Annotated in this window: 11 protein-coding genes; 6 read left to right on the top strand and 5 right to left on the bottom strand. The window is 71.9% G+C overall.

Annotation, left to right across the window (positions count from 1 at the left end):
• Positions 1–13: 13 nt before the first annotated feature.
• Together ACWGIU_RS15835 and ACWGIU_RS15830 are read right to left on the bottom strand one after the other, a co-directional pair.
• On the bottom strand, positions 14–1,753 hold the full coding sequence (locus tag ACWGIU_RS15835) for a lytic transglycosylase domain-containing protein (protein WP_453706157.1): 1,740 nt from the start codon (positions 1,751–1,753) through the stop codon (positions 14–16).
• 401 nt (positions 1,754–2,154) lie between these two features.
• Positions 2,155–2,703 (bottom strand): hypothetical protein, encoded by a 549-nt coding sequence (locus tag ACWGIU_RS15830; protein WP_453706155.1) that lies wholly within the window; start codon positions 2,701–2,703, stop codon positions 2,155–2,157.
• A gap of 79 nt (positions 2,704–2,782) precedes the next feature.
• On the opposite strand from ACWGIU_RS15830, the gene ACWGIU_RS15825 reads away from it, so the two are divergent.
• Entirely contained in the window at positions 2,783–2,983 is a 201-nt protein-coding gene (locus tag ACWGIU_RS15825) for a lipase family protein (RefSeq protein WP_453706153.1), read from the top strand.
• Positions 2,984–3,067: 84 nt separating this feature from the next.
• On the opposite strand, the gene ACWGIU_RS15820 is transcribed toward ACWGIU_RS15825, so the two are convergent.
• On the bottom strand, positions 3,068–4,939 hold the full coding sequence (locus tag ACWGIU_RS15820; protein WP_453706159.1) for an AMP-dependent synthetase/ligase: 1,872 nt from the start codon (positions 4,937–4,939) through the stop codon (positions 3,068–3,070).
• Positions 4,940–5,038: 99 nt separating this feature from the next.
• Positions 5,039–5,941 (bottom strand): NAD(P)H-binding protein, encoded by a 903-nt coding sequence (locus tag ACWGIU_RS15815; RefSeq protein WP_453706151.1) that lies wholly within the window; start codon positions 5,939–5,941, stop codon positions 5,039–5,041.
• A 232-nt stretch (positions 5,942–6,173) separates the two neighbouring features.
• Between ACWGIU_RS15815 and ACWGIU_RS15810 the strand changes: the two genes are divergently transcribed.
• A complete protein-coding gene (locus ACWGIU_RS15810) occupies positions 6,174–6,992 on the top strand; it encodes a DUF4190 domain-containing protein (protein WP_453706149.1) in 819 nt (272 codons plus the stop codon).
• 24 nt (positions 6,993–7,016) lie between these two features.
• Here ACWGIU_RS15810 and ACWGIU_RS15805 read toward each other — a convergent pair whose 3' ends face one another.
• Positions 7,017–7,886 (bottom strand): helix-turn-helix domain-containing protein, encoded by an 870-nt coding sequence (locus ACWGIU_RS15805; protein WP_453706147.1) that lies wholly within the window; start codon positions 7,884–7,886, stop codon positions 7,017–7,019.
• A gap of 1,058 nt (positions 7,887–8,944) precedes the next feature.
• On the opposite strand from ACWGIU_RS15805, the gene ACWGIU_RS15800 reads away from it, so the two are divergent.
• Genes ACWGIU_RS15800 through ACWGIU_RS15785 form a run of 4 tightly spaced genes read left to right on the top strand, consistent with a single transcriptional unit; the run spans position 8,945 to position 11,424 of the window.
• Positions 8,945–9,388: a hypothetical protein gene (locus tag ACWGIU_RS15800; RefSeq protein ID WP_453706145.1), complete on the top strand. Its 444-nt coding sequence runs from the start codon at positions 8,945–8,947 to the stop codon at positions 9,386–9,388.
• Positions 9,385–10,785 (top strand): hypothetical protein, encoded by a 1,401-nt coding sequence (locus ACWGIU_RS15795; RefSeq protein WP_453706144.1) that lies wholly within the window; start codon positions 9,385–9,387, stop codon positions 10,783–10,785. The genes ACWGIU_RS15800 and ACWGIU_RS15795 overlap by 4 nt, the downstream gene beginning before the upstream one ends.
• Entirely contained in the window at positions 10,782–11,102 is a 321-nt protein-coding gene (locus ACWGIU_RS15790) for a hypothetical protein (RefSeq protein ID WP_453706142.1), read from the top strand. Before ACWGIU_RS15795 ends, ACWGIU_RS15790 begins: the two co-directional genes overlap by 4 nt.
• Before the next feature lie 7 nt (positions 11,103–11,109).
• Entirely contained in the window at positions 11,110–11,424 is a 315-nt protein-coding gene (locus ACWGIU_RS15785; RefSeq protein ID WP_453706140.1) for a hypothetical protein, read from the top strand.
• The last annotated feature ends 40 nt before the right edge of the window (positions 11,425–11,464 follow it).

Here is an 11,464-nt window from a genome sequence, read left to right as displayed (position 1 = left end):
CTGGCGTACGGCCTCAGGGGCGGGCCGGGTCCTTCGCGGGAACCGGGGCCGGGGTCGGGGCCGAAGGCGTCGTCGGGGCCGTGGCCGGAGCGGTGACCTTGAGCTCCAGGACCAGGGTCACCTTCTCCTTGGTGGTCAGGCGCACGAAGTAGGAGCCTGGGGCCACGTCCGTGGTGAACAGCTCCGGCAGGACGATCTTGCCGTCGGCGCCGCTCTTCGCCGGCATCCGTCCGAAGACCGGCTTCCCGGCCTCGTCCTTGAAGAACGGGGTCTTCGCGGTTTCCGGGTCCGCCGGGACCCACGTGCCGTCCGCGCCCTTCACGACCAGCTCGGCGACGGTCTCGGTACCCGCGACGGGCTTCCCGGCGGCGGTGGCGAAGACCTCCACACCGGTGAAGCTCTTGCCGGCGACCGTCTCCGGCAGCTTCGCGCCGTCCGCACGGGCCAGCTTGTCCGCGACCGTCACGGTGACCTTGCCGTCGAAGTTCACGGTGAACCCGCCCTGCGGGTCGTAGGCCGAGGCCCGCAGGGTGAAGGTGCCGGCCTTGGGGCCCGCCTTGAGTCCGGGCGCTGCGGCGATGCCGTCGGCGTCCGCCTTGACCACCAGGGAGTCCGCGGTCCCGAAGCGGGTGCCGCCGGTGGTGTCCTTCTCGACCGCGAAGACCACCTCCTGATGGACGGCGGGCTTGCCGTCGCTGAGGAGCACCTTGACCCGGGGCACCTCCGCGAAGGCCGCACCGGCCTCGGCCGTGAGGCCGGGACCGCTGAGGACCGTCAGCTCCGCCAGGCGCGGGGTGGCCGGCTTCGGCTGCTCCGGGGTCGGCGTCGGCGTGGGGGTCGGCGTGGGAGTGGGTGTCGGCGTGGGAGTGGGTGTCGGGGTCGGCTTCGGCGTGGGCGTGGGCGTCGGAGTCACCGGATTCGACGGCGTGACCGGCACGCGCGGGGTGGGCAGTGTGCCCGGCGGCTGCGTCGGGTAGTCCCCGACGGGCGGGTTCGAGACCTCGCCGACTCCCCCGGCCTGGTACTGGCGCATGAAGCCGAGCACGGTGTTCACGTACTCGCGGGAGTCGTTGTAGCTGAGGATCGCCTGGTCGAGCTTGGCCTCGTTCGACAGGTCGCGGTCGCCCGCGCACAGGTAGAGGCCCGCGCCCAGCGCCGCGTCGTAGATGTTGTTCGGGTCGCGCTTGGCGTCGCCGTTGCCGTCGGCGCCCCACTTGGCCCAGGTGGACGGGATGAACTGCATCGGGCCGACGGCCCGGTCGTACACCGCGTCCGCGTCCCACTCGCCCTTGTCCGTGTCCCGGATCTCGGCGAAGCCGTTGCCGTCGAGGCGGGGGCCGCGGATGGGCTTCTCGGTGTAGCCGTCCGCCTTGAGCCCGTAGCCCGAGGCGTGGACGGACTCCACCCGGCCGATGCCCGCCAGCAGCTGCCAGGGCAGCTTGCAGCCGGGGAGCGCGGCGGCCACCGACACCTCGGCACGGTGATAGGCGTCGAGGGCGGTCGCGGGTATCCCGCTGGCCCCCTCCGGAGCGCCCACCCCGGTGGGCGGCGGGTCGGCGACGATGTCGGGCAGATCCAGCCGGGCGTCACCGCGGTCGGCGGCCTGCGGGCTGTCCGGAGTGGGCTCGGACTCGCCCGCGTCGGCGGTCGACGGACTGGTCACGACCGCGGCGGTGGTCAGGCTGGCCGCGAGTGCGGCCGTGCACAGGACCTTGCGCGAGGTGTTGACGAGGTGACGGTGAAGCGGCTTCACAGTGCGGCGATCCCCCCAAGGAGCCGTCAAATGTATACGGCTGGTCCAGCCGTGAATATCCACTGTCTATCAGGTATTCACGGCCGACTCGCCGTCGCTTCGGGAGATGTGACGCACCATTCGTCTCGGCTTCACCCGGGTCTCCTGACCGAATGGACAGATGCCCGAAACCCTCGCCCGAATCACCCCGTTAGCAGACTTTTTCTACCACCTCCCGCCGGTCGCGTCGACGGCCGGAGGGAACCACGGTATCCGCCGCCGAGTACGGCGCCCCGGGAGCCGTCAATGATGTGACCCGGCTCACTCATCACCGTCCGTACGTCGTGTCCCGGCCCCTGGGCGAGGGCGCTCCGCCGGCGGACAAGGGCGGCGGTGCCCGCCGACGGTGGGCACCGGACCGGTCAGAAGACGAGCATGCCGATCTCGACCAGGATTCCGGCGACGGCGGCCGGCACGATGACGATGACCAGGCCCGCCAGAGCCACGAAGACGTAGCCCTCGCCGTCCGCCACCCGGCCCTGCCGCGCGCAGGCGAACAGCCAGGCCGCCAGGACCAGGAACGGTAGGAGCAGCAGACCGATGACGGTGCCGAAGCGGAACACGGCGCCGCCCGAGAGTTCGTACGCCCGCCCCCGCGCCGTCCTGACCTCCACCCGGGTACCTGGGCGGTAGTCGTCGGCGGCCGTGTCCAGAACGATGTCGCGGGGCGGCCCGTCCGACCGCGGGGTGTACCGGCCGGTGCAGTCGGTACCGGTCGCGTAGCCCTCGGCGTCGCTCGCCTCGTAGCACTCCTGGATGGAGACGACCCCGTCGACGGGCCCGAACCCGAGCACGGCGGCCAGCTGCTGCCCGGGCAGCAGCCACGTCAGCCATCCGGCGAAGGCGAGGACCACCACCACCCCGACCCCGGCGGTCCCCCGGCCCAGCACCCGCACACCGCGCCCCACCACGCCCCGCCCCCTCGGTCCCTCGGTCCGTCGGTTCCTCGGGTGGCGAATACCCACGGGGACGGACGGCGACGCGACGGGGGTGGCGGGAGCTTCGGGGAGTCGGGAGAGCCGCGAGCGCCCGGGCCGGCTGCGCTCCGACTGGTGCGCGCGGGGAGCGAACGTCGAGTTCGACACCGTCTGGGTCGGTGAGCACGTCAGCGGCGTGATCACGCACTCCCCGGCGGCCGGGAACTGGCTGGCGGACCGCTTCGCCGGGCGTCCGGCACACGCCAACTGCTGAGCGGACGGCACGGCTGTCTCCAGGGCTCCGCGGGGCCCGCCCGCCCGGTGCGCGGGCCTCCTCCGGCCCCGGGCGCGAGCCCGGTCAGTCCGTCCGCGGCCCCCGGTACAGCTCCTGGATCCGGTCCGCGTAGTCCCGGGCGATCGCGCCCCGCCTGAGCTTCAGGGACGGGGTCAGGTGGCCGCGCGCCTCGGTGAAATCGCGGGGCAGGACGGCGAAGCGGCGGATCGACTCGGCCCGTGAGACCAGCCGGTTCGCCTCGTCCACCGCCCGCTGGAGGTCCGCCAGCAGTTCCTCGTCCCGCACCAGCTCGCGCATCGGCATGTTCTGCTTCTTGTGCATCTGGCGCCAGTGCTGCAGGCCGTCGGGTTCGAGGGTGATCAGCGCGGTGACGTAGGGCCGGTTGTCGCCGACCACCATGCACTGGCCGACCAGCGGATGGGCCCGTAGCCAGTCCTCCAGCGGTGCCGGGGCCACGTTCTTGCCGCCGGAGGTGATGATCAGGTCCTTCTTGCGGCCGGTGATGGTCAGGTACCCGTCGGCGTCGAGCTCGCCGATGTCGCCGGTGGCCAGCCAGCTCCCGTACGGGGCCGCGTGCGCGGCGTTCCAGTAGCCGGCGAAGACGTGGCCGCCGCCCAGCAGCACCTCCCCGTCGTCGGCGATCCGTACGGCGGTGCCCGGCAGCGGCCAGCCGACGGTGCCGAGGCGGGGCCGCAGCGGTGGGGTCACGGTGCTCGCGCCGGTGGTCTCCGTCAGCCCGTAGCCCTCGAAGACCTCGATGCCGGCGCCGGTGTAGAAGGCGGCGAGCCGCCGGCCCAGCGGTGATCCGCCGCTCAGGACGTAGCGGACGCGGCCGCCGAGCGCGGCCCGGATGCGCCGGTAGACGAGCGGGTCGTAGACGGACCGGGCGAGGCGCAGTACGAGCCCGGGGGTCTTCTCCTCGGCGATCTCGGCGAAGCGCTGCGCGATGCGCGCGGCCCGGTCGAAGGAGGAGGCCCGGCCCATCGTCTCGGCGGTGGCCCGGGCGGTGTTGTAGACCTTCTCCAGTACGTAGGGGATGGCCAGGAGGAAGGTGGGACGGAAGCCGGCGAGGTCGGCGAGGAGGTCCTCGGTACGGATGCTGGGCGCGTGCCCGAGCTTGACGCGGGCCCGCATGCAGCCGACGGCCACCATCCGCCCGAAGACGTGGCTGAGCGGCAGGAACAGCAGGGTGGATGCGGGGTCCTTGCTGACGGATCTGAAGACGGGGTGCAGCAGCTCCACCGAATTGTCCACCTGGGCGAAGAAGTTCGCGTGGGTGATCACGCATCCCTTGGGCTGCCCGGTGGTGCCGGAGGTGTAGATGAGGGTCGCCACGGAGTCGGGTGTGCGGGCGGCTCGCCGGTTGTGCACCACCGCGTCGGGGATGCGTTCCCCGGCCTTGACCAGCCGGGCCAGCGCGCCGGTGTCGAATTCCCACAGGTGGGTCAGCCAAGGCAGGTTGCCGCGCTCGGCGCTGATGAGCCGGGCCTGAGCGGTGTCCTCGACGGCGCAGGCCACGGCCCCGGAGTCCTGGATGATCCAGCGCGCCTGGAGGGCGGAGGAGGTGGGGTAGATCGGTACGGTGACCAGGCCGGCGGCCCAGCCGGCGAAGTCGAGCAGGGTCCACTCGTAGGTCGTGCGGGCCATGATGGCGAGCCGGTCGCCCTCCCGGAGCCCTTCGGCGATCAGGCCCTTGGCCACGGCGAGTACCTCGGCCGCGAACTGTGCGGCCGAGACGTCGTGCCAGACGCCGTTGCGGTCCTTGCGGGCGAGCACCGCTTCCCCGGGGGCCTCCCCGGCGTTGTGGAAGGGGAGGTCCCCGAGGGATCCCCGGTCCGGGGGGGCCACCAGCGCGGGTACCCGTACCTCGCGGACCACTCCGTCGATCAGGGTCTTGACGGGTTCGACCGGTTCTCCGGCCCCGACCGGCCTCAGCTCGGCTCCCACGGCGCACTCTCCTTGGCTCGGCGCGAGTGTTACCGCCGGTAATTTACGTACCGGTAACCCGCTCCGACCAGCCCCTGGAGCCGTTCTTCACGGACGCTCCACGCCACCGCCACCGCCCCACACCCCGGACGCGGCAGCACCGCGCACGTAGTCCCCGAAGTCACGGGGCTCCCGGCCGAGCACCCGCTGCACACCGTCGGCGAGGGTGGCGAAGCGGCCCTCGGCGATCCAGCCGTAGAGCATGTTCAGCAGGCCGACGAACTCCTCCGGCACGCCGTGGCCCCCGGCGTAGGCGGCGAACTCCTCGGGCGGGAGCGGACGGTAGGTGATCATCCGGCCGGTGGCGCGGGAGATCTCGTCGACCACGGAGCCCAGGCTCAGCAGCCGCGGGCCGGACAGTTCGTAGGCCTGCCCGCCGTGCCCCTCTTCGGTGAGGGCGGCCACGGCGACCCCGGCGATGTCCTCCGCGTCGATGAACGGCTCGACGCCCTCACCCGTCGACATCACGACCTCGCCGCCCTGGACCTGACCCCGGATGAACGGGTCCTCGCTGAAGTTCTGGAAGAACCAGGACGGCTTGAGGATGGTCCACTCGGCGCCGGACTCGCGGACCGCGCGCTCGCAGGGGAGCTTCTCCTCGCCGTCCGGCACCACCCAGTCGCGGGCGGACAGCAGCACCAGCCGCTCCACACCGCGGGCCACGGCCAGCTCGGAGAAGGAGCGCATCGTCTCGGCGGCGTCGGGGAGCTGCGAGTCGACCAGATAGGCCGCGCCGGTCCCCTCCAGCACCTGCTCCCAGGTGTTCTCGTCGTTCCAGTCGAAGGTGACCGGCCCCTTGCGGGAGGCTCCCCGGACCTCGTGTCCGCGCTGCCGCAACTGCGCGGCCACGCGGCTTCCGGTCTTGCCGGTGCTGCCCAGGACCAGGATCGGCCTGGCCGTCGTGTTGTTCGCCGTGTTGTTCTTCGCCGTGATGTTCTTCGCCGTCGTCATATGACCAGTCAATCCGGCGGCCCTCGGACGCGACATGGTCGTCCCGCTCAGGTACATGTCCGAGCGTCCAGGGGTGTCTTGGGTGGAGTCCGGGGGCGGGCAGCCCGCGAGCTGTCGGCGGCGGAAGGTAGCGTAGGGGCGGCGTAAAGACCACGGGCAGGAATGCGTCGGTGCGTTGCGACTGCCGGACCGTTCGTTGCGTCTCACCCTCTGAGCAAGGAGCTCCACACGCATGTCCATACCACCGCAGCCTCCGTCGTCCCCGGGCCCGTACGGACAGCCCGGCCCGTACGGCCAGCCCGGTCAGCCCGTCCCCCCGCCCTACGGCGGTGCGCCGCAGGGCTGGTACCCCCCGCAGCAGCAGAAGACCAACACCCTGGCCATCGTCGGGTTCGTCATGGCGCTCGTCTGCGGAATCCCGCTGGTCCCCATCATCCTCGGCATCATCGCCCTCTCCCAGATCAAGTCCCGCGGTGAGAAGGGCAAGGGCCTCGCCATCGCGGCGATCGTCATCCACAGCCTGGTCATCGTGTTCTACGGGACCTTCCTGATCCTCGGCCTCACGGGATCGCTGGACGACGACGCCCCGAAGAAGCGCGACACCACCGGCCAGGTCACCGGACCGGACGCCACCCGACCGGCCACCACCGCACCGGCCTCCAGCGGCTTGACCGAGATCCGCAAGGGCGACTGCTTCAACACGAAGGACGATCTGGCCCAGTACGGCGACGAGGACGGCACCCAGGCCGCCCGCTCGGTGACCATCGTGCCCTGCGCCCAGCCGCACAAGGGCGAGGCGTACGCGGTCTTCAAGCTGGACGCCGGAACGTACCCGGGCAACGAGAAGGTCACCAAGTCCGCCGAGGAGAAGTGCAGCGGCGACGCGCTCACCTCGTACGTGGGCGACAACCCCAAGGTCTCGGAGAAGCTGGAGGTCTACTACTACTACCCGCAGGCCGCCAGCTGGCTCCTCGGCGATCGCGAAGTCACCTGCTTCGTCGGCGACCCCAACGGCCCGAGCACCGGCTCGATCCGCGCCGCCGGCTCCTGACGGACCCGGCGAGGCCGTGCCCGCTCACGCCGCCGCGCTCTCCTCCGGCGGGCAGTCCCGGCAGCGGCCGGGTTGCGGGGCGCGGAAGGCGCGGTCGCAGCCGCCGCAGTTCTGCAGCGGGTCCGGCCGCCTGGCGTCCCGGACCACCGGGGCCGCCGGGGCCGGGGGCAGGTGCGGTGGGAGCAGGGCGGTCAGGCGGTACCCGAGTACGGACGCGGGGCGCCGCATCCGCTCGGGAAGGTCCGCGGACAGGGCCCTGGCGACCGCCTCGGAGGTGATCCCGCGCTCCAGCCACGCCGATACGTCCGGCGCGAGCTGCCGTACGTCGCGCTCGGAGAGCAGGAGCCGCGGGTCGTAGCGCCTCAGCCCGGCGAGGAGTTCGAACGCACCGGGGTGCACGCGCCGGGCCGGGAGCGGGGCGACGGCTGCCGGTTCGGGCGCCGGTTCGGGCGCCGGAAGGTATGCGGGCTCGTGTGCGGGCTCGTGTGCGGGGTCGGGCATCGGCTCGGGCGCCGGTTCGGCCGCCGGAAGGTGTGCGGGCTCGGGCATCGGCTGCGGCGTCGGCTCGGGTGCGGGTTCCCGGGCCGGCGGCGGAGGCGGGGGCGGCGGCGGGTCCGCCGAGGTGGTCCCCGGCTTGTTGTACGAGTACGTCCGGGTCACCACCCGCCCGTTCGCCAGCTGGTCGGCCCGCCGCTCCAGGTAGCCGTGCCGCTCCAGCTCCCGCAGGGCCGAGCCGAGCCGGATCTCCCCCTCCGTGAAGCGTGCGGCCAACGCCTTGATGCCGACCGGTGTCCCCTCCGGCAGCGACTGGATGTGCGCCGCGATCCCGATCGCCGTCGCCGACAGCTGCCGATGCTGGAGGAGGTGGTTGCCGATCACCGTGTAGTGACTCACGTGCGGCGTGTTGACGTGGATGACACCGGATCGAGGGGTCGCGGAGGGAACGGCGGACGGGACGCGCGAGGGCGCGCTAGGGTGCTTGAGAGCCATGGGGAAGCTGCTTACTTCCTACGATGGTCAGGCCCTCGCCGGGATTCTGAGTCCCGTCGGGGGCCGTCTCATGTCTGCGGTTGTCGGGGCGAGCATATGCCAGCCAACCAGTAGTAAATCCAGTCCAGTTGGCACGATTCACCCGTCCGAGCTACGCGAGCCCGATCGCCGGGGTGGGGTGGGGTCGGTTGGTTCTTTTCCCTTGGTTCTTTAAGTCTTTATGCGTCTGCGCCCGCCGGATCGCGACCCCGCGCGACCCGGTCCCCGCCCCGACTCCCGCACACCACCTCGCGCCGCGTCGCAGCCCCCCGCGACCCGGCCGGAGGCCCCGCAGGCCGACGATCTCGCCGGCCTCCGGGCCCGGCCGACCCGGTCAGACCGCGGGTGCAGACGTGCACCGACTCGCCGCCACCGCGTTCGGTGTGCACGATCCGCAGGACGTCGCTCTTGTCACTCACCTTCAGCTGTTGACCACCACCCTCGCCCCTCACCCCCGGCGACTTCCAGGGGGAGCGTGCGCGAGACGGCGCCCTCCACCGTCGCCGGGACCGGGTGGCCGCGGCCGGGGAGGCCGGGGTGGGGGCGGCCGAACCCGAGGCGGTCGGAGCCGAGGCGGCCAGGGCGGACACGGCGGCGGGCGCATCCTTGTCCTTGCCGCCGCACGCCGCCACCAGCGAGGCTCCGACCCCGATCGCCAGGTGGCGCAGGGCGTTGCGCCGCCCGATCATCTGCGCCGCCGCGCGTATCTCCCGTACCGCCATCGGACCTCCAGCCGAAGTCGCTTGATCACCGAGGGGCGACCATAAGCCCCCTCCGCGGTCAGTTGCGGAACCGGACGACCACATACCGCGTCTCCGGTCCATATCGGCACCGCGAGGTTCCGTATGCGGAAATCCCCGTATTAGCATGAACATGACCAGCTGATTCTGGCCATGTCCAGTTATCAACTATTCAGGGGATACATGTCGTTCGACGCGGAATGGGCCCAGCACAAGGCCGCCGCCCTCGCGCAGCAGTCACCCGTCATGCGCCTCAACCACGCGCCGACGGACGGCGGCGCGCCGGGGAGCCCCGCCGGCAGTCTGGTGGCCGGGGCCGCCTCCATCAACGGCAACGCCAACCTGCTGATCGAGATCGCCGCCCTCCTCCACGAGGGCCGGCCCGACGGCGACGCGAGCACGATGGCCCGCGCACCGCGCGCCCACGGCGACGTCTCGGCGCAGGTCCTGCGCTTCGCCCGGTTCGCCGACGACCAGTTCAAGGACACGATCGGCCTGTTCGCCGCCCTGGCCACCCGCCTGAAGACGACCGGCACCAGCTTCGCCCAGGTCGACGACGGCACCGCCCGGTCCTTCCTCGCGGGCCTCCTGGAATCGGGGCAGTACGTGAAGCCGGAGGCCAAGTGAGCGGGCTCAGCCATCGCAAGGACGTCGAGTTCCTGGAGGAGTGCAACCCGGCCCTGGTGGAGCGCAACGCCGCCGAGTTCAAGCGCCTGCGCGATCTGCTCGTGCAGGCCGAGGAGCCCGCCCGACGCGCCGAGACCGGTACGCAGTGGCAGAGCGACGGCAGCCACACCTACACCTCGCGCCTGTCCGAGGCGCGCCGGCTCGTGCAGCACATCGCCGAGGGGTACGACAAGGCCGCGAGTGCCCTGCACGCGTATGCGGCGGCCCTGACGACCGCCAAGTCCCACTACGGGAACGGCAAGGGCTCCGAGCGCAAGCTCGCCGCCCTGATCGCCACGAAGGGCACCGCCATCACGCGCACGGCTCAGGAGGCGGAGCCGATGCGCCAGTGGGAGGACATGCGGGCGACGACCGGTTTCCTCGACGGTCTCGCCGAGCTCACGATGGACGTGGACGACATCCGCGACGAGGCCGACCGCCTCCACGACGACGCGGGCGGCAACTTCCAGCTGGCCAAGACCGCCGAGCAGGAGGCGCGCAGCGTCTGCGTCCACGCACTGAAGCAGGCGTACGAGCTCCTGCCCGAGTTCAGGCTGAAGGGCGGTGGGGGCGGAGTCGACCTCTACGCGGCCATGGCCGACATCCGCCGCGAGGCGGCCGAGGCCCGCGCCGACCCCCTGACGCGTCTGCCGGGCAGCGGCCCGAAGAAGGACATGACCGCCCCGGTGGGGCCGGACACCCCGGTCTCCCCCCAGCTCCGCGACATCCGGATGCGGGTCGCCGGGCTGCCGGACGCCGCCGACAACTACTGGGTCCCGCTGGTCACGGACGGCATGCACGCGGACTGGATCTCCCAGAACAAGGAGGTCCTGCGAGCGGCGGCCAAGAACGCGGGTCTGCCGGAGGAGCTGGTCGCGGGCGTGGCCTGGCAGGAGATCGGCGGTTACCAGCCCGGACTGCTGGACGACGTGACGGGCACGATCCGCGAACAGGCCGCGGCCCCGTGGGGCCTGAGCCCGGTCATCCCCGAGAACCTTCCGTGGCGGCTCGGCGGCAAGCTGGACGAGACGTCCTACGGGCCGATCGCCATCCAGCTGCGGCGCGGCGCCGAAGTGCTCGGCTACGATCCGGCGAACCTCACCGACCACCAGCGGACCCTGGTGGAAGAGGCCCTCCAGGATCCGAAGCAGAACGCGTTCATAGCGGCCGGCTTCCTGGCCCAGATCAAGGCGGAGAGCGGTCTCGCCGACGTCCCGGCCGATCAGATGACGGAGGCCCAGATGCGGGAGATCGCCGCCCGCTACAACGGAGGTCCCTACTGGGATCTCCCCAAGGCCCAGGGCTACGGTGACCGCTTCGTCGGGAACCTCGGCCAAGCGAAGGACGCAATGCGATGACGTACCCCCGCGAGAGCATCGACCTGCCCGAGGACCGGGGTTGCCTGCGGTGGGTCCTGGGTGTGCCGCTCGGGATCATCCACCTGCTGAACGCCGTCGCCGTGTCCGGGGCCCTGTTCGCCGGGCCCCGGGGCGAGTGGGACGACCAGGGCTACGAGAACGTCGGCGCGCTGTGCCTCGTCTCCGTGTCCCTGAGCGTGCTGGGCTTGCTGATCACCGTCATACCGGGCGTGCGCCGGGCCATGGGCCCGTGGTGGTTCGCCCCGCCCCTGCTCCTCGGGCTGACCGCGTTCCTCCGCGGCGCGACGCTCGGATGAGGCGCGGATGAGGCTGCGCCGCGAGAGCATCGACCTGCCCGGGGACCGCGGTTGCCTGCAGTGGGTCCTCGGGATACCGCTCGCCCTCTCCTACGTCCCGGCGCTGTTCACCTGCTACGCCGCCCTGGCGATGTGGCCGGAGCCCGACGACGACCTGCTGCGCGGGGAGGTCCGCTTCCTGGCCGGCTGCTGCCTGGTGCTGTGCCTCGTAGGACTGCTGATCACCATCACCCCGCTGTTCCGGCGGACCATGGGCCGGTGGTGGTTCGCCCTGCCGTTGCTGCTGGCGACGGTCGCGTACGTCCGCGCGCAGACGGTCTGACGCCGGACGGCGAACCCCGAACGCCGGACGAACGCCGCAG

The sequence above is a fragment of the Streptomyces sp. NPDC054840 genome (assembly GCF_053611065.1).
This window is presented reverse-complemented; position numbering and strand designations above follow the sequence as displayed.